The sequence below is a fragment of the Allobosea sp. 05T438 genome, assembly GCF_056396025.1.
Window position 1 is genome coordinate 118,071 of sequence record NZ_JBFTKQ010000015.1, and the last position, 20,576, is coordinate 138,646.

17 protein-coding genes are annotated in these 20,576 nt (G+C 67.2%); 7 read left to right on the forward strand and 10 right to left on the reverse strand.

From position 1 onward, the window contains the following. Window positions 1–28: 28 nt before the first annotated feature. The 3 genes from AC1DIN_RS23625 (at window position 29) to olsB (ending at window position 4,891) form a co-directional block, all read left to right on the forward strand. The gene (locus tag AC1DIN_RS23625; protein WP_476811518.1) at window positions 29–1,582 is read left to right on the forward strand and encodes a YifB family Mg chelatase-like AAA ATPase; all 1,554 of its coding nucleotides are present in this window, start codon (window positions 29–31) and stop codon (window positions 1,580–1,582) included. A gap of 165 nt (window positions 1,583–1,747) precedes the next feature. Further along, window positions 1,748–3,835: a hybrid sensor histidine kinase/response regulator gene (locus AC1DIN_RS23630; RefSeq protein ID WP_441473034.1), complete on the forward strand. Its 2,088-nt coding sequence runs from the start codon at window positions 1,748–1,750 to the stop codon at window positions 3,833–3,835. Window positions 3,836–4,018: 183 nt separating this feature from the next. After that, window positions 4,019–4,891, forward strand: coding sequence for a l-ornithine N(alpha)-acyltransferase (olsB, locus tag AC1DIN_RS23635; RefSeq protein WP_476811535.1), 873 nt, complete (start codon window positions 4,019–4,021; stop codon window positions 4,889–4,891). Between the two features lie 6 nt (window positions 4,892–4,897). Here olsB and AC1DIN_RS23640 read toward each other — a convergent pair whose 3' ends face one another. The 3 genes from AC1DIN_RS23640 to AC1DIN_RS23650 are packed head-to-tail and all read right to left on the reverse strand — an operon-like array spanning window position 4,898 to window position 7,589. Beyond that, window positions 4,898–5,764 carry an SDR family oxidoreductase gene (locus AC1DIN_RS23640; protein WP_476811519.1) on the reverse strand — a complete coding sequence of 289 codons (867 nt, stop codon included), beginning with the start codon at window positions 5,762–5,764 and terminating at the stop codon, window positions 4,898–4,900. Next, the gene (queG, locus tag AC1DIN_RS23645; protein WP_476811520.1) at window positions 5,761–6,999 is read right to left on the reverse strand and encodes a tRNA epoxyqueuosine(34) reductase QueG; all 1,239 of its coding nucleotides are present in this window, start codon (window positions 6,997–6,999) and stop codon (window positions 5,761–5,763) included. Before queG ends, AC1DIN_RS23640 begins: the two co-directional genes overlap by 4 nt. Beyond that, on the reverse strand, window positions 6,897–7,589 hold the full coding sequence (locus AC1DIN_RS23650; RefSeq protein WP_476811521.1) for a glutathione S-transferase family protein: 693 nt from the start codon (window positions 7,587–7,589) through the stop codon (window positions 6,897–6,899). The genes queG and AC1DIN_RS23650 overlap by 103 nt, the downstream gene beginning before the upstream one ends. A 258-nt stretch (window positions 7,590–7,847) precedes the next feature. On the opposite strand from AC1DIN_RS23650, the gene AC1DIN_RS23655 reads away from it, so the two are divergent. Next, window positions 7,848–8,645 (forward strand): undecaprenyl-diphosphate phosphatase, encoded by a 798-nt coding sequence (locus AC1DIN_RS23655; protein WP_476811522.1) that lies wholly within the window; start codon window positions 7,848–7,850, stop codon window positions 8,643–8,645. A gap of 198 nt (window positions 8,646–8,843) precedes the next feature. On the opposite strand, the gene AC1DIN_RS23660 is transcribed toward AC1DIN_RS23655, so the two are convergent. Together AC1DIN_RS23660 and AC1DIN_RS23665 are read right to left on the reverse strand one after the other, a co-directional pair. Further along, on the reverse strand, window positions 8,844–10,574 hold the full coding sequence (locus AC1DIN_RS23660) for an MFS transporter (protein WP_441473029.1): 1,731 nt from the start codon (window positions 10,572–10,574) through the stop codon (window positions 8,844–8,846). Between the two features lie 79 nt (window positions 10,575–10,653). After that, window positions 10,654–11,526: a protein-methionine-sulfoxide reductase heme-binding subunit MsrQ gene (locus AC1DIN_RS23665; protein WP_476765583.1), complete on the reverse strand. Its 873-nt coding sequence runs from the start codon at window positions 11,524–11,526 to the stop codon at window positions 10,654–10,656. A gap of 125 nt (window positions 11,527–11,651) precedes the next feature. Between AC1DIN_RS23665 and AC1DIN_RS23670 the strand changes: the two genes are divergently transcribed. After that, the gene (locus AC1DIN_RS23670) at window positions 11,652–12,266 is read left to right on the forward strand and encodes an HAD family hydrolase (protein ID WP_476811523.1); all 615 of its coding nucleotides are present in this window, start codon (window positions 11,652–11,654) and stop codon (window positions 12,264–12,266) included. Between the two features lie 38 nt (window positions 12,267–12,304). On the opposite strand, the gene AC1DIN_RS23675 is transcribed toward AC1DIN_RS23670, so the two are convergent. Further along, window positions 12,305–13,435: a saccharopine dehydrogenase family protein gene (locus AC1DIN_RS23675; protein ID WP_476811524.1), complete on the reverse strand. Its 1,131-nt coding sequence runs from the start codon at window positions 13,433–13,435 to the stop codon at window positions 12,305–12,307. A 188-nt stretch (window positions 13,436–13,623) separates the two neighbouring features. Then, the gene (locus AC1DIN_RS23680) at window positions 13,624–14,067 is read right to left on the reverse strand and encodes an Lrp/AsnC family transcriptional regulator (RefSeq protein WP_441473025.1); all 444 of its coding nucleotides are present in this window, start codon (window positions 14,065–14,067) and stop codon (window positions 13,624–13,626) included. Window positions 14,068–14,299: 232 nt separating this feature from the next. On the opposite strand from AC1DIN_RS23680, the gene AC1DIN_RS23685 reads away from it, so the two are divergent. Then, window positions 14,300–14,785: a hypothetical protein gene (locus AC1DIN_RS23685; protein ID WP_476811525.1), complete on the forward strand. Its 486-nt coding sequence runs from the start codon at window positions 14,300–14,302 to the stop codon at window positions 14,783–14,785. A 219-nt stretch (window positions 14,786–15,004) separates the two neighbouring features. Here the strand turns inward: AC1DIN_RS23685 and AC1DIN_RS23690 are convergent, their stop codons facing one another. From AC1DIN_RS23690 to ilvD, 3 genes are all read right to left on the reverse strand, one after another. Beyond that, window positions 15,005–15,940 (reverse strand): hypothetical protein, encoded by a 936-nt coding sequence (locus AC1DIN_RS23690; RefSeq protein WP_476811526.1) that lies wholly within the window; start codon window positions 15,938–15,940, stop codon window positions 15,005–15,007. Between the two features lie 79 nt (window positions 15,941–16,019). Continuing rightward, window positions 16,020–17,126 (reverse strand): HPP family protein, encoded by a 1,107-nt coding sequence (locus AC1DIN_RS23695; protein WP_476811527.1) that lies wholly within the window; start codon window positions 17,124–17,126, stop codon window positions 16,020–16,022. Between the two features lie 196 nt (window positions 17,127–17,322). Beyond that, the gene (gene ilvD / locus AC1DIN_RS23700; RefSeq protein WP_441473021.1) at window positions 17,323–19,164 is read right to left on the reverse strand and encodes a dihydroxy-acid dehydratase; all 1,842 of its coding nucleotides are present in this window, start codon (window positions 19,162–19,164) and stop codon (window positions 17,323–17,325) included. A 202-nt stretch (window positions 19,165–19,366) separates the two neighbouring features. Between ilvD and AC1DIN_RS23705 the strand changes: the two genes are divergently transcribed. Beyond that, window positions 19,367–20,233 (forward strand): LysR substrate-binding domain-containing protein, encoded by an 867-nt coding sequence (locus tag AC1DIN_RS23705; protein WP_476811528.1) that lies wholly within the window; start codon window positions 19,367–19,369, stop codon window positions 20,231–20,233. Window positions 20,234–20,576: the final 343 nt, after the last annotated feature.

Below are 20,576 nucleotides of genomic sequence, written 5' to 3' on the forward strand. Positions count from 1 at the left end.
TTCCTATGGGGAATGGGGCGAGGCCGAGATGGTGACGCGGGTCGCGACGGTGGCGTTCGAGGGGATCGAAGCGCGCGCCGTCGATGTTCAGGTGCAGGTCGCGGCCGGCGGCGTCGCCTTCATTCTGGTCGGGCTGCCTGACAAGGCCGTCGCCGAGAGCCGCGAACGGGTGCGCGCCGCGCTCATCGCCTCGGGGCTTGCCCTGCCGGCCAGGCGCATCACCGTCAATCTGGCGCCAGCCGATCTGCCCAAGGAGGGCAGCCACTACGATCTGCCGATCGCGCTCGCCGTCATGGCGGCAATCGGCGCGATCCCGGCCGATGCGCTTGCCGGCTATGCCGTGCTCGGGGAGCTCGCCCTCGATGGCTCGATCACGCCGGTGGCCGGTGTCCTGCCGGCAGCGATCGCAGCCTATGCAAGAGGGCAGGGTCTGATCTGTCCTGCCGCTTCCGGCCCGGAAGCAGCCTGGGCGGCCGCCGATATCGACATCCTCGCGCCGCGCTCCCTTATCCAGCTCGCCAACCATTTCAAGGGCACGCAGGTGATGGCGCGGCCGGAGCCGGCAGTGGCCCGTCAAGGGGGATTTCTGCCTGATCTCGTCGATATCAAGGGGCAGGAGAGCGCGCGCCGCGCGCTCGAAATCGCTGCGGCCGGCGGCCACAATCTCCTTATGAACGGTCCACCGGGCGCCGGAAAGTCGATGCTGGCGAGCCGCCTGCCGTCGATTCTGCCGCCGCTTTCTCCGCGCGAACTGCTCGAGGTCTCAATGGTGCTCTCGGTCGCGGGCCATCTTGCCGACGGCGCACTGACCGATCGCCGCCCGTTCCGGGCGCCGCATCATTCGGCTTCGATGGCAGCGCTCGTCGGAGGCGGCCTTCATGCCAGGCCGGGGGAGGTCTCGCTTGCCCATCACGGCGTGCTCTTCCTCGATGAGTTGCCCGAGTTCCAGCCGCAGGTGCTGGATGCCTTGCGGCAGCCGATGGAGACCGGCGATGTCCTGATCTCCCGCGCCAATCACCGGGTCTCCTATCCCGCCAGATTCCAGCTCGTGGCGGCGATGAACCCGTGCCGCTGCGGCAAGGCGACAGAGCCCGGCTTCGCCTGCCGCCGACAGCCGAACGAGCGCTGCATGGCGCAGTATCAGACTCGCTTGTCCGGTCCGCTGCTCGACCGGATCGATATCGCGATCGATCTTCCCGCGGTCACGGCTGCCGACCTGATCCTGCCCTCTACGGGAGAGGATTCGGCCACTGTCGCCGCAAGGGTCGCTGCGGCCCGTCAGCTCCAGAGCGCGCGCTTCGAGGCGCTGGAGCTGACTCAGCGCGGCCTGGGCCACGTCACCACCAACTCAGCCTGCCCCCCGCCGGTGCTGGAAGAGATCGCGCGGCCCGACAATGCCGGGCTCGCCCTTCTGCGCGATGCCGCGGAGGCGATGCGCTTGACCGCCCGCGCCTATCATCGCGTGCTGAAGGTGGCCCGCACGCTCGCCGATCTCGATGGCGAGGCGAAGGTCGGGCGGCTGCATCTGGCGGAGGCGCTGTCCTATCGCTCGCGCGGGGGCGAGCTCGTTCAGGCGGCCTGATCGCATGGCGCGTTTTCGAGCGAAGCGGACGCCGGTTCTGCTGAAGAAAGTGCGATAAAACAACGGGCTGGAAGTCCGCGGGGTTAACCGACCCTTAAGGCCGAGCGGCAAATCCGCGGAGTTCGCAGGCGCCTTTCTCAAGGGACGAGCGCTAGATCGAGGAGCATGGCTTCGTCATTCTGGTCATGGCTCATCGTCGGAAGCGCAGCGCTCGCGCTATGCGTGCTGATCGCTCGGCTCCTGTTCCAGCGCGAACAGCTGCGCCGGCAGGTCGCCGCTTTGCTCCGCGACACCGAGAATCTCAATGACCGGCTTTGGACCCTCGCCGACAGCGAGGAACGCTATCGCAGCCTGATCGAGGCCCAGGGAGATCTGATCGTCAGGCGGGACGGTGCGCGCATCGTCTATGCCAACCGTGCTTATGGGGCGCTGTTCGGCGCGAGCGAGGTCGACCTCGTCGGCAGCAAGATGCAATTGCCGCAACTCGCCAGCCGGCCGGCGCAGCTGCTCGAAGGTGGAGCGCGCAGCTTCGATGAGTGCCTGGCGACCTATGAAGGCGAACGCTGGATTTCCTGGGTCGAGACGGCTGTTCCGGGAAACGGCGGGAGGGCGCTCATCCAACGCGTCGGGCGCGACATCTCCGCCCGCATCGCCGGCGAGGACGCCCTCGTCGAGGCCCGCGCCCGGGCCGAAGCTGCGAGCGAGGCGAAATCGCGCTTCCTCGCCACCGTCAGCCACGAGTTCCGCACGCCGCTCAACGGCATCCTGGGGATGGCCGACCTGCTGACGGATACCGGCCCCGACGCGGAGCAGGCGACCTACATCGCGGCGCTGCGGACCTCCGGCGAGGCCTTGCTCGCCCTGGTCGACGACATCTTGGATTTCGCCAAGGTCGAGGCCGGCAAGCTTGAGCTGGTCGAGGAGCCCTTCGACGTCGTCCAGCTGGTCGAGACGGTGGCTGAACTGATGGCGCCGCGGGCGCAGGCGAAGGGCATCGAGCTCTCCGCCCATATTGCGCCCGAGCTGCCCACGCGCCTCATCGGCGACCGCGACCGCCTGCGCCAGATTCTGCTCAACCTCGTCGGAAATGCGGTGAAGTTCACCGAAGCCGGCGGTGTCGGTCTTAGCCTGCGTCTGTCGGGTGCGGATGTCGAGATCACCGTCGCCGATACCGGACCCGGCATTCCCGCCGACCGGCTCGACGATATCTTCAGCGAATTCGAACAGGTCGAGCACGGTGCCGGCATACGGCAGTCCGGAGCTGGCCTCGGGCTGGCGATCGTCCGGCGCCTCGTTGGCTTGATGGCCGGCGAAGTGAGGGCCGAAAGCCGGCTAGGCGAAGGAGCAACCTTCCGCGTCACCCTGCCGCTCGCGGCAGCTTCCGATGCTGCGCGTCCGGGCATTCCGCATTGGCCGCATCAGCATATCCTGCTGGTCTCGCCCGTTCCGTTCGCGGCGCGCTTTCTGGCGGAAGCGGTCCGGGTGACCGGGGCGGCGGTCTCTGTCGCGACGACTGTCGAGGCGGCGCGCGTGAAGCTGATCGGCGAAACCCTTCCGACAGCCGTTCTGATCGACCACGCGCTCGGCGATATGCCGGCGAAGGATCTTGCGGCGGCGGTCGCTGCGTCGGGCATCCGAGATTGCCTGATCCTGCTCTCGCCTCTGGAGCGGCGGCAGTTCGGTGCGCCGCAGACAGCGGGCTTCTCCGGCTTTCTCATCAAGCCGGTGCGGACGCGCTCGCTCTATGAACGGCTCGATGCCGACTTCCCGCACATGCTGCCGGCGATGGGCGAAATCGCGAATGTCGCTGCATCCGCGCGCAACGTGCCCGGAACGGGCCTCCATGTGCTCGTGGCCGAGGACAATGAAATCAACGCGCTGCTGGTCGTTCGGACGCTCGAACGCTTCGGCTGCATCGCCTTCTGGGCGCGCGACGGGCGCGAGGCTCTGCAGCGCGTCGAGGCGAGCTTTGCCGGCGCTGCTCCGCCGCTGGCGCTCGCCCTTCTCGATGTGCGCATGCCGGTGATGACGGGGCTCGACTGCGCACGCGCCGTCCGCGCGCTCGAGCGCCGGCTCGGGCGCGCCTCCGGCTTGCCGCTCGTCGCCGTCACGGCGAATGTCGCGGAAGCCGATCAGGAGGCGGCTTTGGCGGCGGGGATGGACGACTGCCTCGCCAAGCCGCTGGAGCGCGCGGCATTGCTGCGCTGGCTCGAGCGCCTGTCTCAACCGCCGGCGGGCAGCCTCTCGGCTTGACGGTAGTCATCCCATCGACGCAGTTCTGTCGCGAAGTTGTAAGATGCTCCGGGCAAGCCTACCTCTAGGCCGAACACGGCTGAGGGACCGAGATTCGCAATGGCATTGCACGTTTCTGACAGCAAGAACGCGCTGCCCTCCCGATTTTCAGCCGGCAATCCGTTCACCAGGTTCGCTCCGCTGATGCTGATCGCGGGCGCTCCGATGCGCCGTTTCGGCGCCGAGCCCGGCGAGGCTCCCCCGCTTTCGGGAACGCTCGGCCGGCTAGGTTCGCTCGAGGTCCGGCTGGCGCGCGGCCCGCGCGAGATCTGGCGGGCGCAGCGCCTGCGCTACCGTGTGTTCTACCAGGAGATGTCGGCCAAGGCCGATGTCGTGTCGCGGATGTTCCGCCGCGACGCCGACCGCTTCGACAAGGCCTGTGACCATCTCCTCGTCATCGATCATGCGGCGCGCGGCCGCTTCGGCGGTATCAAGCCCAAGGTCGTCGGCACCTACCGGCTGATGCGCCAGAGCGCCGCGGAACGGCTCGGCGGCTTCTACACGCAGAGCGAATTCGATCTGGCTCCGCTGCTCGCGCGCCATCCCGGTCAGCGCTTCCTCGAACTCGGCCGTTCCTGCGTGCTGAAGCCCTACCGCACCAAGCGGACGGTCGAGCTGCTCTGGTCGGGTATCTGGGCTTACCTCCAGCATCACCGCATCGATGCGATGTTCGGCTGCGCTTCCTTCGACGGGACCGATCCCGACTCGCTGGCCCTGCCCTTGAGCTTCCTGCACCATCAGGCTCGCTCGCAGGGCGAATGGGCCGCAACTGCGCATCCCGAGCATTTCGTCGGCATGGATCGCCTGCCGTCGGAGATGATCGACGCCAAGCTCGCGCTCAAGGAGTTGCCCCCGTTGATCAAGGGCTATCTCCGGATCGGCGCGCGCTTCGGCACCGGCGCCGTGATTGACCGCCAGTTCGGCACGACCGACGTGCTCGTCGTGCTGCCGGTCTCGGCGATCGACAAGCGCTACACCGACTACTATGGCGGCGAGACCCCGCGCCGCGCGGCCTGACGGAAACTATTCGCCGGCTGCCGCCAGCGCGCGCAGCGCCTCGCGATAGGTCGGGTAGCGGAAGGCATAGCCTAACTCCCGCTTCACCAGCGCATTCGAGACACGCTTGCTTTCGCCGTAGAAGCTCGCCGCCATCGGTGAGAGCTGCGCTTGTTCGAACGGGGTTTCCGGCGGCGGCTCGAGGCCGGTCAGTTCGGCCGCAAAGGTGATGACGTCCTGCGGCGGCCCCGGCTCGTCGTCTGTGACGTTGTAGATCGCGCCGTTGCGAGGCTGCGCCAGCGAGGCCATCAGCACCCCGGCGATGTCGTCGACATGGATGCGGTTGAAAACCTGGCCCGGTTTGATCAGCCGGTTCGCCTTGCCCTCGCGCAACTTGGTGATGGCGTTGCGGCCGGGGCCGTAGATGCCGGAGAGACGGAAGATCTGCACCGGCTTGCCGCTGTCGCGTCCAAGCTGCAGCCAGGCCTCCTCGATCGCGACGCGCTGGCGGGTGCGGCCGTTGGTCGGAGCGGGTGGCGTGGCCTCGTCGATCCAGGCGCCGCCCTGGTCGCCATAGACGCCGATCGTCGAGAGATAGCCGATCCAGCGCAAGTTAGGCGCCGCAGCGAGCGCGCTGCGCAGCGGGCCGAGCGCCGGGTCACCATCCTCGGACGGCTGCACCGAGACCAGCACTGCGTCGGCTTCCGCCACCGCCTTGCCGAGCGCCGATGATACGGCGAAGCCGTCGAAGACCAGCGTGCGGATGCCTTCGCGGCTGAGATGGACCGCCTTCTCGGCGGAACGGACGGTGCCGGTCACCTCCCATCCCCGCGCCAGTGCGGCGCGCGCGAAGAAGCCGGCCGAATAGCCGAGGCCGAGGATCAGGATGTTCATGCAGCGTCTTCCGTCTGAGGCGTGAGCGCGAGCCATTCGGCGCGCACCTGCAGGTCGCTCTCGCCGCCGAGACCTCCAGCAGCGAGCTTGCTGGCGTGTTCGGGGGCGAGCCGGCCGAGAGCCCAGACCGCCATGGCGCGGACGAGCGGCGAGGGATCGGCGAGATGGGGCAGGGTGCTTTCGGCAAGCTCCGCCCGGCCGCTGTTGCCGATGGCGATCAGGACATTGCGCAGGAAGCGGTCGCGCCCGGTGCGCTTCACCGGCGTGCCGGCGAAGAGTGCACGAAACGCGGTATCGTCCAGGCGGGCGAGTGCGGCGAGGTCCAGCCCGTCGAGCTCGTCCTTGAGGGCGAGCCGGGTTTCCTGTGCGGTCTGCGCGAACTTGTTCCACGGACAGACGGCGAGGCAGTCGTCGCAGCCGAAGACGCGGTTGCCGATGCCCGGCCGCAATTCCGCGTCGATATGGCCGGGATGTTCGATGGTGAGATAGGCGATGCAGCGGCGCGCATCGAGCCGGTAGGGCGCCGGAAAGGCGTCGGTCGGGCAGATGTCGAGACAGCGCCGGCAGGAGCCGCAATGGTCGCGCTCGGCCGCGTCAGGCGGCAGCTCCGCGGTGGTGTAGATCGCCCCTAACAGCAGCCAGGAGCCATGCTCGCGCGAGACCAGGACGGTGTGCTTGCCTTGCCAGCCGAGCCCGGCCGCCTGCGCCAGCGGCTTCTCCATCACCGGGGCGGTGTCCACGAAGACCTTGACGCCGGCACCGCCGCGCGCGGCGAGCAGGCCGGCCACGCTCTTCAGCTTGCCCTTGATGACGTCGTGATAGTCGCGTCGGCGCGCATAGAGCGAGATCGTAGCCTTGTCGGGCTGAGCCAGCGTGGCGAGGGGATCGCCGTCGCCCGCATAGTTCATGCCGAGCATGATGACGGAGCGAACCTCCCCCCACAGCCGGCGCGGATCGGCGCGCTGGTCGCGGCGCTCCTCCATCCAGCCCATCTCGCCCTGATAGCCGCTGGAGAGCCAGGCTTCGAGCCGCTCCGGCGCCTCGGGGATGGCATCGGCCGTGGCGACGCGCATCACGGCGAAGCCTTCGCCGAGCGCCCGCTCGGTGACGGCGCGCTTCAGCTTCTCGCCGCTCAGAAGTCCAGATTGTCGTAATGGGCGCTCGGAGACATGCCGGGCACGCGGTCGCTCAGCAGCGGCCGGAAGCTCGGTCTCGACTTGATCCTCGCGTACCATGAGCGAGCCGCCTCATCCTCTTCCCAGGGCACGTCGCCGAGATAGTCGACGCAGGACAGATGCGCCGCCGCCGCGAGATCGGCATAGCTCAGCTGCGCGCCCGCGAGCCAGTTCCTTTTGGCCAGCAGCCAGGAGATGTAGCGCAAATGATAGCGCACATTCGCGCGGGCGGCGCGGATCGCGCTCATTTCCGGCGGTCCGCCGCCCTCGTCGCGGCTCATGAACCGCTTCATCACCTTTTCCAGCACGAKCGGCCCGGTGATCTCCTCATGGAACTTGACGTTGAACCAGTCGAGCAGGCGGCGCACTTCGACGCGCTCGCCGGGGCCTTCCGGCAGGAGACGGCGATCGCCGAGCGCAAGCCCGCGGGTCTCGTCGAGATACTCCGCGATCGGTCCGGCGCCGGGCACCGGCAACCCGTTCTGCTCCTGGAAGACGGGCGTCGTCCCCGCCGTGTTGAGCTCGAGGAATTCCCGTCGCCGCTCCCAGACGCGTTCCTCGACCAACTCGGCCTCCATGCCGAACTCGCCAAGTACGAGACGGATGAAACGCGAATGCGGACATAGCGGGTAATGGTACAGGGTCGCCATGGCACTCATGAAGACTTGTGAAGCAGGCAAAATGCGTCGGAAGCAGGGCCGCCGGACTTTCAAGCGATCCGAAGGGGCGACCGGGCTTGCTATAATCATGCCCGAAAAGCGTCACAAGCCGCGGCAATGCGGGAGCATACAATTTGTCCCGGCTCCTTCGCGAAGTGGTAACCAATTTGCAAAGGCCTGGGCGTAAGCCGACGAGACGACGACCGACGCCCGGCCAGGTGCGGTCTGATTCGCGCGAGGATCTCCCGCATGCAGAACCTGATCGAAGCCTTCGTCCTCGGCATCGTCGAGGGCCTCACCGAGTTCCTGCCGGTCTCCTCGACGGGACATCTGCTGTTGCTGGGCCATTTCCTCGGCTTCGAATCGAACGGCAAGACCTTCGAGGTGCTGATCCAGCTCGGCGCGATCCTGGCGATTCTGCTGGTCTATTTCCGCCGCCTGCTCGACATCGCGCTGAGACTGCCGAGCGATCCTTCCGCCCGGCGCTTCGTCATCGGCGTGATGATCGCCTTCCTGCCCGCCGCGATCATCGGCGCCGCCTTGCACGGCTTCATCAAGACCGTGCTGTTCAACCCCTTCATCGTCTGCTGTGCACTGATCGCCGGCGGCTTGATCCTGCTCGTCGTGGACGAGATGGAGCTGCAGGAGAAGCACACCGACGCCACGACTTTCCCGCTGCCGATGTATTTCAAGATCGGCCTGATCCAGTGCCTGGCGATGATCCCCGGCGTCTCACGCTCGGGCTCGACCATCGTCGGCGCCATGCTGTTGGGTGCCAGCAAGCGGGCTGCGGCCGAGTTCTCCTTCTTCCTCGCCATGCCGACCATGGCGGGCGCCTTCGCCTATGACTTGCTGAAGAGCTACAAGGACCTGACTTTCGACGACAGCATCCTGATCGTCGTCGGCTTCATTGCGGCCTTCTTCTCGGCGCTGATCGTGGTGCGCAGCTTCCTCGACTTCGTCTCGAAGCGCGGTTTCGCCCCCTTCGCCTGGTGGCGCATCATCGTCGGCATGGTCGGGCTCGCCGGCCTCTGGATCGTCGGCTGAACGGGCTGATCACGTAAGTTCGTCGAACCCGCGACGTCATGGTCGGGCTTGTCCCGACCATCCACGTCTTCCTTCGCCGAAGCGGTTCAAGGCGTGGATGCTCGCCACGAGGGCGAGCATGACGACAACTTGGATTTGTGCCGCGTCCGGGGAGACTGGGGCACATTGCTACCCCGATGATGTGGGAGCGTCGTGGGTTCAGGCCGGTCGCGACGTATCGGCCAGCGAGTCCGCGAGCGTCGGAGACCTCGTCGCCGGCATTTGCGGCAGGGAGGTTGTCTGCCGCTCGATCATGCGATGGACCACCGGCGGGTTCGGCCCGCTATGCAGCGCTCGGACGCGCTCGCCGATCTCTGCATCGGCCTGGGTGACGCGCTGGTTCTGCCGGACATATTCGACCCAGGTCGGGCTGTCGTAGCGCTCGATCCAGAGCGTCGGATCGGTCAGGTCGCGCAGCAGGGTCCAGTGCCGGGCGCCGTCGCGGCGCCGGATGCGGCGGCGTTCCGCCATCACGGTCAGGAAGGCGACGACATCCTCCGGCTTGACGATGTATTCGATCGTCACGATCACCGGGCCTGAACGCGGCTCGATGTCGACCGCGACCTTCGGCTCGCGCCAGCGGCTGAGCGGATCGAGATTGAGCTCTTCCAGCGGCGGCAGCCGGTAGCGCAGCCCGAGCGCGGCGCCGGCCAGCAGCGTAACCGCCGAGATCAGCAGGGCCTTCTCGACGCCGAAATGTTGCGCCAGCCGGCCCCAGGCCCAGCTGCCGGTCGCCATGCCGCCGAAGGCCGCCATCTGGTAGGTCGCGAGCGCGCGGCCGACGACCCAGCGCGGGGCCGAGAGCTGCACCGTGGCATTGAAGGTCGAGAGCGCGAGCACCCAGCAGGCGCCGCAGACGAAAAGCCCGGCCATCGCCAGCGGCATGGTCGCGCTGAGCGCGACGAAAATGACGCCCACGGCGTAGGCGGTGAAGGTGGAGCGAACCAGAGCTTCGGTACTCATCGCCCGCCGCAGGCGCGCGCTCATGAAGGCGCCGGCCACCGCGCCGGCGCCGAACGCGCCGAGCAGCACGCCATAGGTGAGCGGGCCGCCGCGGACGAGGTCGCGCGCGATCAGCGGCAAAAGCGCCAGCCCGACGATGGCGCCGAAGCCGTAGACGAAGGCGCGCAGGATGACGGAGCGGATGTTCGGCGACATCGCGACATAGCGCACGCCCGCGCCCATCGCGATCAGCATCGTCTCGCGCGGCAGGAGCCGTTCGACCTTGGGCGGCTCCCAGCGCGCCAGCACGACGAGCAGCGGAATATAGCTGAACGCATTGATGGCGAAGGCGGCGACCGCGCCCGCGGCTGCGACGATGGCGCCGCCGATGGCCGGGCCGACGCTGCGGGCGATGTTGAAGGCGACGCTGTTCAGCGTCACCGCCGCCGGCACGTCGCGGCGCGGAACCATGTCGCCGACCGATGATTGCCAGGCCGGGTTGTTGAGCGCCGTGCCGCAGCCGATCAGGAAAGTGAAGGTCAGGAGCAGCCAGGGCGTGATCAGGCCGAACCAGGCGAAGGCCGCCAGCGCCATCGAGACCAGCAGCATGAAGACCTGCGCGACCAGCAGGATACGGCGGCGATCGTAATTGTCGGCGATGGCGCCGGCGGCCAGCGAGAACAGCATCACCGGCAGGGTGGTCGAGGACTGCACCAGCGCCACCATCTCGGCCGAAGGCGAGATCGAAGCCATCATCCAGGAGGCCCCGACCGCCTGGATCAGACCGCCGAAATTCGAGGCGAGGCTGGCGAACCAGACGGCGCGGAAAATCGGCTGCTGCAGCGGAACGAAGGGCGAGACCCGGACCTGCGCTGGATTGATGCCTTCCGAGGCGAGCTCGGCTTCTACGACATCGGCCGTGGGCTGGGCGTGCGGATCGTCAGGCATGCCATAGGGTTAGAGCATGAGTGCGGGAGGGGAAATCCTTTCCATCTGGAAGATGTCGAAACTTGGAAAGTTTTTCTCCCTACGCCACCGCGGGCTGGCGTGCCTGCCGCGGCGGGCGCGGCTTGCGGGCGCGCAACCCATGGCCGAACGCGACCAGAAGCCCGGCCAGGACCACCCAATGCGCCGGCCGCAGCGAGGCATAATCCTGATAGGTCAGGATGTCGGAATTGGCCTGCAGGACCAGCCAGGCTGAGACGCCGGAGGTCGCCGCATACCAGCCGGCTTCCAGGCCGGCTGTGAGCAGCCCGGCGAGAAGCGCGACCCCGGCCAGAACCGGCGCCGAGACCGGCAGCTTCCAGCGATAAAGGCCGCGATACAGCATCAGCAGCAGGAATAGCCCGCTCGTCAGCACAGGCTCGGTGACATCGATCTTGGACTGCAGCGCGAAGTGCAGCAGCGCCAGTACCGCGATCGGATAGACCAGATTGTGCAGGCGCTGCCATTTCTTGCCGAGCCGGCGGATCATGCCGTCGGTCGAGGTCGCGCCGAGCGCGCAGAGGCCGAGGAGCGCCACGAAGCCGATGGTGAGGTAGAAGCGCTTGACGATCTCGGAGGCGATCAGCCCCCAGTCGAACGCCATGTCGATGCAATAGAGCGAGATATGGCCGAGCGCATAGGCCATCACGCCGAGCCCGAGCATGCGGCGGATGCCGATCAGCTTGCCCCAGTCGAACAGCCGCCGGAACGGCGAGACGGCGAGCGTCACAACGAGGATTCTCACCGCCCATGTGCCGGTCTGGTGAATCGCTTCGGTCCAGGGCTTGGAACCGAGCTGATGCATCCAGGCAGCGTGGAGCAGCAGCAGCGCCGGCACGAACAGCAATGCGAAAGTCGCGGCCCGCAAGGCCGAGAAGCGGCCCTGTCGGTCGGTCCATGGCAGCCAAGCTTTCACGGGCGGTCTCCGATGCGAACGCTCATGCCCCCGGCATAAACGATAGGGTCGGCCACTGTCCTGCACGTCTGGACACAAGCGTGTGAATGGGGTGTCCTGCCGGCCCATTTCAAGCGGGTTTCACGATGGCTACCAGCAATCCCACCGTCGTCTTCGATGTCGGCAACGTGCTGCTGCGCTGGGATGCGCGGCTGATCTACAGCGCGCTGATTCCCGATCCCGAGCGGCTGGACTGGTTCATGCAGAATGTCTGCACCATGGCCTGGAACATCGAGCAGGATCGCGGCCGCTCCTGGGAGGAGGCCGTGGCGTCGCTGGTCGCCCGGCATCCGGAATGGGAGCGCGAAATCCGCGCCTATGACGAGCGCTGGCACGACAGCATCCCGCACGCCATCGCGGACAGCGTCGCAGTGCTGGAGGAGCTGAAAGGGCAGGGCGAGAAGGTCTACGCCATCACCAATTTCTCGCGCGAGAAATGGGCGGAATGCCTGATCCGCTTTCCCTTCCTGCAGAGCTTCGACGGCGTCGTCGTCTCCGCCCATGAGCGCCTGCTGAAGCCGGACCGGGCGATCTACGAGGTGTTGCTCGGCCGCTATGGCCTTGAGGCGGGCGCTTGCATCTTCGTGGACGACAGCGAGAAAAACATCCTGGGGGCCCGCGACGTCGGCATGCGGGCCCTCCATTTCGTCGAGCCCATCGACCTGCGCGCCGAGCTGCGCGGCCTGGGCGTCAGGCTCTGACGGGCAGAGCCTGACTTGTCGGAAGGGAGCGCGAGCCCTCAGGCCGCGCTCTTGATCGCGACGGTGGGGACGAAGCCTTCGGCATCGACGCCGCGCGCCTCGCGCAGCAGCCGGGTGCCCGCCTTGGTCGCGAGGAAGTCGGCGAGGACGGCATCCTCCTGCCGCACGAAGCCCTTGGCGGGCAGCTTGCCGGCGAGGAAGAGCTCGATCATCGCGACGCAGCCGGCGGCGGTGGTGAGCTGGATCGCGCCGAGCTCGTCATTGCCGTCATAGCGCAGCACGACGCTCTCCTCCTCGAGGCGACCGCGCCGCTCGCCGACGCCGGTGACGAAGATCACGACGACGTCCTTGCGGGTGAAGGGCGCGGAGTGGGTGAGGATGCGGCGCAGGGTCTCACGGTCGTCGGCGAGGTCGAGATCGCGCAGCAGGAGCTTCATGATCTCGGCATGGCCGGGATAGCGCAACGTCTTGTAGCTCATGTTGCGCACCTTGCCGGCCAGCGTCTCGGTCAGCGTACCCAGCCCGCCCGAGGTATTGAAGGCCTCGTAGGCAACGCCGTCGATCATGACGCCCTCGATGCCTTCAAGCGCCGGAACCAGCGTCGGCTGCCCGTCGAAGACGATCTCGCAGGGGTTGCAGTACTCGTTGATCAGCCCGTCGACCGACCAGGTCACGTTGTAGCGCAGCGCGTTGGTCGGATAGAGCGGCAGGGCGCCGACGCGCATCTTGATGGTCCGGACGCTCTCGAAGCGCGCCGCCATGTCGGCGCCGAGGATGCAGATGAAGCCGGGGGCGAGGCCGCATTGCGGGACGAGCGCGACATCGGAGGTCTCGCCGAGCTCCTTGATGTAGGACGTGGTGGCGACGTCCTCGGTCAGGTCGAAATAATGGGTCTTGGTCTCGGCCGCGACCTTGGCGATGCCCTTGTTCAGGAAGTACGGGCAGGCGCTGACGACGATGTCGCGGTCCTTGAGGAAGGCGCTGAGCGCAGCGAGGTCGGAGGCGTCCACGGTCGCGGTGGCGAAGCGGCCGCCGGCGGCGTGCTTGAGCTGCGCCGCGGAAGCGTCGGCCAGCGTCACCTCATGGCCCTGCTCGGCCAGCATGCCGGCGATGATGACGCCGATCTGGCCGGCGCCGAGCACGGCAATGCGCTGCTTCTGGATGGTCATGTCGCGATCTCCTGACGGGTCGGGCAGGCAAGGCACCTCCCTCTCTCGCCAAGCATCGCTTCAGGCGGCGCACGCTTTAACGAGCGGATCGCCGCCGCACGCAGCGATGTGCCTTCAAGATGAAGGGATATGCGCCAGATCGATGTGAAATGGGCGAGAGGGCCCCCGGCGGGGCCGTCGCGGCAGTGTCAGCGCTCGAACTTCCGGGCCAGAATCACGGAGGATGTCGTGCGCCGGACGCCTTCCATCTCGGCGATCCAGTCGATGATGGTGTCGAGGTCGCTCGCCGTCTCGCACTCGATCTTGACGGACAGGTCGAAATGGCCGCTCAACGTGTGGCATTGCACGATTTCAGGGCGCTTCTTCAGGGCTGCGACCACGCCGCCCTGCTGCTTCACCTCGAGCTCGATCAGGATGAGGGCGGAGATCGTGGTGGCCGGCCGGGTCGCCTTGCCCAGGATCGTGGTGTAGCCCGCGATCACGCCGTCGCGTTCCAGCCGGGCCAGCCGCCCCTGCGCGGTCGCCCGCGAGACACCGAGCTGCTTCGCGATGTCGGACAGGGGAAGCCGGGCATTTTCAGTCAGAATGCGGATGAGCTCGCGGTCCTTCGCGGCGTCGGAGGGCCGTGCCATATCGTCTCCGGGTGTGAGATGGGCCGTCATATAGCAGGGAAATCGTGCAGCCCGGCAAGGCCGGCGTGAAAGATCCGCCGGGCTTTCCCTCCGCGATCGGCGCAAGGGCTTGCCTACAAAGGAACATTTTGCAGGCGAAAGGTAATTCGGCGCGCCGGAAAGGGCTTGCCTCGGGGCGCAAATCGGAGTGGCATGCCGACCGGCGGCAGCACGCTTTGCCATGGAGAAGGTCATGTTCAGGACATTCATTCTCGCATCCGCATCGGCCCTTGCTCTTGCTTCCTTCGCGACGACGCCGGCCTCGGCGCTGACGATGAAGGAGTGCAGCGTCAAGTATCAGGACGCCAAGAAGGCCAATGCGCTCAAGGGCCAGAAGTGGAACGATTTCCGCAAGGCTCAGTGTGGTGACGACGATGCCGCCGACGACGAGGCCGCGGCTGCGGTGCCGGCCGAGCCGGCGAAGCCCGCCGCGTCGGCGGCGACGACGGCCGCTCCGGCCGCCAAGCCTGCGGCGATGCCTGCCGGCAAGGCCAAGGCGGCGGTGTTCCCCAGGGCCGTTTCGCAGAAGTATTCGAACGAGACCGCCGGCAAGGCGCGCCTCAAGACCTGCGTCGACCAGTACAACGCCAACAAGGCGGCCAACGCCAATGGCGACCTGAAATGGATCGAGAAGGGTGGCGGCTACTGGAGCCAGTGCAATACCAAGCTCAAGAGCTGAACCTCTTCCGGGCCTGTTTCGGAACGCCGCGTCGCAGGGCGCGGCGTTTTCCGTTTCGGGGTATGCTGCGTCGGTGCCGGATCGCACCGTCATTCCTGAGCGAAGCGCAGACCCGGAATCCATCCTGGCGCAGCGAAGCCTGACGATGGATTACGGATCGGCGCCGCTGACGCGGCTTGTTCGGGATGGCGGCGCGGCTCCGTGTGCGAGCGGCGGTAACTAAAGCATCTGCGACGGACGAGAAGCGGGGTCAGACTGCCGCGCCGGCGGCGGATCGGACGGCCTCTGCCCCCTGCCGAGCATCTCGCCGCGGGCGCGGATGATATGCGCCGTCACCACCTCCTGAACCCGTTTTTCCGCGGCCTCGCGGACGACGCCGCGGTTGGCGGGGCGGCCTTCCTCGGTCTCGATCAGCTCGATCGTGGCGTTGGTCAGTGCGTCGACATCGCCCTTGCAGAACAGCATCGCCGCCTTGGCCACGACCTCCGCCTTCTCGTCGGTCAGCAGCATCGGCGCGCCTTCCCGGCTGATGCAGGCCAGCATCTTGCTGCGGATCAGGTCGCGCGTCTTCTCCAGCAGCGCCTTCTTTTCGGTCCGCGCCGCGCGCTCCCTCTCCGTCGCCTCGGGCGTCTGAGCCTGATCGGGCGCGCCGGGTGTCACCGGGCCGCGCGCATTGGCGCTCTGCTTCACGCATTCGACCAGAGCCGGCAGCATCTCGCCGGTCGAGGTGAGCGCGAAGGTATAGCGCGCGTCATTGGCGATCAGTTCGAGGTAGCGGCCCTGGCGGAAGGCGTTGATCAGGTTGGATTGTGCCGGCATAGCGATGGTCAGCAGCGTCGGCGTCTTGATGTTCGCCGTCACGTCGATGGTCGAGCTGCGGTCGAAAACGAGCCGGAGATTGAGCGTCTCGCCGGTCCTGAGCTTCCAGTCCGGCTTGGTGAAGCCGAGCAGCCAGGAATACTGCGCCGTCACCGAGGTCAGCATCGTCACGCCGCTCTTGTAGCGGGCGCTGACGGCGCAATGCGAGAAGGCGCCGGTCTGGTCGTTGGTGAAGGTGCCGCCCGACCAGTTGCCGACGACGATCTTGCCGAACGGGCCGGCAGCCTCCGCGGGAAGCGACAAAAGGCTGATCAAGGCGACGGCCGCGGCCCGCATTGCGGTTCCTCCGATGAGATTTGCGGCAAGCTAAAGGAGGACGGGCAAAAGGGGGAACGTTTTTTGGCGCGGTCCGGGGTCAGGCGGCTTCCTGCCGCAACGGCTTGAGGAGCATGGCGAGCAGGTCGCTCTGCGTCACCAGGCCGAGCAGGCGTTGCGTTTCGTCGACGATCACCACGGCGTGGTGGCGGCCATCCGTCAACGGCCCGATCAGCTCCACGGCGGGCGCATCGGGGCTGGCGGCATGGGCCGGCGTCATGACGTCGCCGACGCGCAGGCCCGGCCGCGTCAGCTCGCGCAGCCCGACGATGCCGAGCAGCCGGTTGTCGTGATCGACGACGGGCAGGGCGCGAACGCCGTGTTCGAGCAGGAGCGCACGTGCGGCTTCGATCTCACCGTGCCGGTCGATCCGGACGATGTCGCGGGACATGATGTCGGCGCAGCGCGGCAGGCCGCGAGAGCGCGAGAGCGCATGCATCTCGACACGCCGCAGCAGCTGGTCGAGATCTCCGCGGTCGATGTCGAAGGCCTCGCCGAGATCGCCGAGAGCCGCATCGATATCGGCCTCGTTGAAGCCGATACGTTGGCTGGCCGGCGGGTCGTTCGTTCCGTGCGGATTGGCCGCGGCCGCAGGACGATGCGGATAGCTGTGGCTGGAGAAGCGGTGGAACAGCACGCCGAGCAGGGTCAGCACCAGCGCGTTCAGTCCGACCGGCACAAAGGCGAAGCCGAGGCCATAGGCGGAGACGAGAGGGCCGCCGAGCGCCGCCGTCAGCGCCGCCGCCCCGCCGGGCGGATGCAGGCAGCGCAGCAGCGACATGGCGGCGATGGCGAGCGCGACGGCGCTGCCGGCCGCGATGGCAGGCTCGGGAACATAGCGGCCGACCATGAGCCCGATCAGGGCCGAGACGGTATTGCCGCCGACGATCGACCAGGGTTGCGCGAGCGGGCTCGACGGTATCGCGAAGAGGAGCAGGGCCGAGGCACCCATCGGCGCGGCGAGCAACGGCAAATGCGGGTCGTTGCCGAGCAGAAGTCCGCAAATCAGCCCGGTCGCGCCGACGCCGATCAGCGCGCCCAGGCAGGCGATGAGCCGGTCGCGCCAGGTCGCGCCGGCCAGGATCGGCGCGAAGAGCTTGCCGCGCCGGCGCTGGCCGGTCTGTGGTTGGAGAACGGGGAGGGGCATTGAACTCGGCTGGCGCTGCTCAAAATTTCGGCAGGCTCAATACGCCGGAGAAGGTGGCCGGACAATGCGATTCTGCTGCCGTGCCCGAGTCCGGAGATGGGAAAAGCAGAAATCGCTCTTCGCGCGACGGGCCTTGGAAATTTGATCTCTGTGAAAAAGGTCGACCGACCGGGTTGGCCGGTCGACCTGAGGACGATCAGTCGACCACGCGCACAGCGCCCTTGGCGGCGCTCGTCGTCGTCGCGGCGTAGGCCTTGAGCGCGGTCGAGACCTTGCGCTTGCGCGGGGCGGCCGGCTTCCAGGCGTCCTTGCCCTTGGCCTCCATTGCCGCGCGGCGCCGCGCCAGCTCCTCGTCCGGAACCTTGAGCTCGATCGAGCGGTTCGGGATGTCGATCGCGATGATGTCGCCGCTCTCGACGAGGCCGATCGCGCCGCCCTCGGCCGCTTCCGGCGAGACATGGCCGATCGAGAGGCCGGACGAGCCGCCCGAGAAGCGCCCGTCCGTGATCAGCGCGCAGGCTTTTCCGAGGCCCTTCGACTTCAGATAGCTCGTCGGATAGAGCATCTCCTGCATGCCCGGCCCGCCGCGCGGCCCCTCATAGCGGATCAGCACGATGTCGCCGGGGTTGACCTTGCGGTTGAGGATGCCTTCGACTGCCGCGTCCTGGCTCTCGAAGATCACGGCCGGACCGGAGAATTTCAGGATCGAGGCATCCACGCCCGCCGTCTTCACGATGCAGCCGTCCAGCGCGATGTTGCCGAACAGCACGGCCAATCCGCCATCCTTGGAATAGGCATGCTCGGCGCTGCGGATCACCCCCTTCTCGCGGTCGTCGTCGAGCTCGGCGAAGCGCCGGTCCTGGCTGAAGGCGGTCTGGGTCGGCACGCCGCCGGGCGCAGCGCTGTAGAAGGAGCGCACCGCCTCGCTCTGCGTCAGCGTGATGTCCCAGCGCGAGAGAGCTTCGGCCATCGTCGCGCTGTGGACGGTCGGCAGCGAAGTGTCGATCAGCCCGGCGCGGTCGAGCTCGCCGAGGATCGCCATGATGCCGCCGGCCCGGTGGACGTCTTCCATATGCACGTCGGCGACGGCGGGCGCGACCTTGCACAGCACGGGCACGCGCCGCGACAGCCGGTCGATATCGGCCATGGTGAAGTCGATCTCGGCCTCATGGGCGGCCGCCAGCAGGTGCAGCACCGTGTTGGTCGAGCCGCCCATGGCGATGTCGAGCGTCATCGCGTTCTCGAACGCCTTGAACGAGCCGACATTGCGCGGCAGCACGCTCTCGTCGTCCTGGTCGTAATAGCGGCGCGCGATATCGACGATCAGATGGCCTGCTTCGACGAAGAGGCGCTTGCGGTCGGCATGGGTGGCGAGCGTCGAGCCGTTGCCGGGCAGCGCGAGGCCGAGCGCCTCGGTCAGGCAGTTCATCGAGTTGGCGGTGAACATGCCCGAGCAGGAGCCGCAGGTCGGGCAGGCCGAGCGCTCGATCACGTCGACCTCGGCATCGGTGTACTTGTCGTCGGCGGCCGCGATCATCGCATCGACGAGGTCGACCTTCTTCAGCACGCCCTCGGCGATGAACTTGCCGGCCTCCATCGGCCCGCCCGAGACGAACACGGTCGGGATGTTCAGGCGCATCGCCGCCATCAGCATGCCCGGCGTGATCTTGTCGCAGTTGGAGATGCAGACCATCGCGTCGGCGCAATGGGCGTTGACCATGTACTCGACGCTGTCGGCGATGAGCTCGCGCGAGGGCAGGCTGTAGAGCATGCCGTCATGGCCCATGGCGATGCCGTCATCGACCGCGATGGTGTTGAACTCCTTGGCGACGCCGCCTGCCTTCTCGATCTCGCGGGCGACGAGCTGGCCGAGATCCTGGAGATGGACGTGGCCCGGCACGAACTGGGTGAAGGAGTTGACCACCGCGATGATCGGCTTGCCGAAGTCGCCGTCCTTCATGCCGGTGGCACGCCACAAGCCGCGGGCGCCGGCCATGTTGCGGCCGTGGGTGGAGGTTGCTGATCTCAGCCTGGGCATCTCATGCGTCTCCGGTCTCGGGCTCCTGGCGTCCCGTTGGGCGGCAAACTATCGTCGCCGCGCCTTGCGACAAAATTGAATTCTTCGATTTCCATGATCGGCGCCGCGCATGGCGGCCATCCACCCCTGCATGCGGGACAGATGGTTTCCGAATTGGCATAACGGCTGCCGCTGGATTGCAATGAGCTGAGGGCGCTGCGCCATGCTGCGCAATATCGACGTCGATCTGCTGCGCAGCTTCGTCACCGTCGCGGAGCTGCGCAGCTTCACGCGCGCGGCGGCCGCGCTGTTCCGCAGCCAGTCGACGGTCAGCACGCAGATCCGTCGCCTCGAGGAACTGGCCGGGCAGACGCTGCTGCAGCGTTCGCCGCAGGAAGTGCTGCTGACGCGCGCGGGCGAACAGTTCCTCGGCTATGCCCGCCGGATCGTCGCCCTGCATGACGAGGCGCTCGACGTCATCAACGCGCAGAGTGTGAGCGGCCGCGTCAGGCTCGCCGTGATGGACGACTACGCCACGATCGTCCTGCCGGAGACGCTCGCCCGCTTTGCCCGCTCCCATCCCGAGGTCGAGCTCGAGGTCACGACGGGCTTCACCCGGGACCTGCTGAACAGCCTCGGCGAAGAGTTCGATCTGGTTCTCGCCACGCAGAAGGCCGGCGATGGTCGTGGCCAGGTCCTGCGCCGGGAACACACCGCCTGGGCCTGCTCGGACCGCGCCGCCTTTGCGCTGGAGGAGCCGCTGCAACTCGCCTTGCTGAAGGCGCCCAACATGTTCCGCGAATGGGCGCTGGAGGCGCTGAACGAGGCGGGGCTGCGCTGGCGCGTCCTGTTCTCGTCATCGAGCATCGGCGCCGTCGAGGCGATGGCGGCATCAGGGGCGGCGCTGACCGTGGTCAAGGCGGGCACCGCTCGCCCCGAGCTGCAATTGTTGGGGCCGGAGCAGGGGCTGCCGGCTTTGCCTGCCTCCGAGATCGCGTTGCACCAGGCGCCGGGGCGCGCAACGGCGGCGGTGGTGGCGCTGAGTGACTTCCTGGCCGAAGCCCTGAGCGATGCGCCGGCTGCGTCCTGAAGGCACGGGACCTCGCGCTCTCCTGGCATCTTCCGACTGGCCTGATGACGGATGGCACCGGATTGGCCCCGGAGCGGACGAGAATGGCGCTCTCCGGCTTGTGGAAAACTCAGGAGTCCGGATAACTCATTGAATTCACGAAAAAATCTGGCTCTGTCGAAAAACTTTCAAAATCGCCGTTGACAGCGAAAAGGGGCGCGCCCTATAAGCCACCCATCGAGACGGCGCCGCCGCTGAGCGGCGCCTCTTCTGCGCTTCCTGATGAGGCTGGGGCTGACGTCCGGGACACCGGGCGAGTTCCTGTCGGAATTTGTAGAGCGCACGCTGTTTGAAAATTGAAGAC

Bases quoted from the DNA above. Each gene is read 5' to 3' on its own strand.
- AC1DIN_RS23630 (WP_441473034.1), top strand. From the start codon at position 1,748: ATGGCTTCGTCATTCTGGTCATGGCTCATCGTCGGAAGCGCAGCGCTC.
- AC1DIN_RS23685 (WP_476811525.1), top strand. From the start codon at position 14,300: ATGTTCAGGACATTCATTCTCGCATCCGCATCGGCCCTTGCTCTTGCT.
- AC1DIN_RS23690 (WP_476811526.1), bottom strand. From the start codon at position 15,940: ATGCGGGCCGCGGCCGTCGCCTTGATCAGCCTTTTGTCGCTTCCCGCG.
- AC1DIN_RS23675 (WP_476811524.1), bottom strand. From the start codon at position 13,435: ATGACCATCCAGAAGCAGCGCATTGCCGTGCTCGGCGCCGGCCAGATC.
- AC1DIN_RS23670 (WP_476811523.1), top strand. From the start codon at position 11,652: ATGGCTACCAGCAATCCCACCGTCGTCTTCGATGTCGGCAACGTGCTG.
- AC1DIN_RS23655 (WP_476811522.1), top strand. From the start codon at position 7,848: ATGCAGAACCTGATCGAAGCCTTCGTCCTCGGCATCGTCGAGGGCCTC.
- AC1DIN_RS23705 (WP_476811528.1), top strand. From the start codon at position 19,367: ATGCTGCGCAATATCGACGTCGATCTGCTGCGCAGCTTCGTCACCGTC.
- AC1DIN_RS23625 (WP_476811518.1), top strand. From the start codon at position 29: ATGGTGACGCGGGTCGCGACGGTGGCGTTCGAGGGGATCGAAGCGCGC.
- AC1DIN_RS23660 (WP_441473029.1), bottom strand. From the start codon at position 10,574: ATGCCTGACGATCCGCACGCCCAGCCCACGGCCGATGTCGTAGAAGCC.
- AC1DIN_RS23695 (WP_476811527.1), bottom strand. From the start codon at position 17,126: ATGCCCCTCCCCGTTCTCCAACCACAGACCGGCCAGCGCCGGCGCGGC.
- ilvD (WP_441473021.1), bottom strand. From the start codon at position 19,164: ATGCCCAGGCTGAGATCAGCAACCTCCACCCACGGCCGCAACATGGCC.
- queG (WP_476811520.1), bottom strand. From the start codon at position 6,999: ATGGTACGCGAGGATCAAGTCGAGACCGAGCTTCCGGCCGCTGCTGAG.
- AC1DIN_RS23640 (WP_476811519.1), bottom strand. From the start codon at position 5,764: ATGAACATCCTGATCCTCGGCCTCGGCTATTCGGCCGGCTTCTTCGCG.
- AC1DIN_RS23680 (WP_441473025.1), bottom strand. From the start codon at position 14,067: ATGGCACGGCCCTCCGACGCCGCGAAGGACCGCGAGCTCATCCGCATT.
- olsB (WP_476811535.1), top strand. From the start codon at position 4,019: ATGCTGATCGCGGGCGCTCCGATGCGCCGTTTCGGCGCCGAGCCCGGC.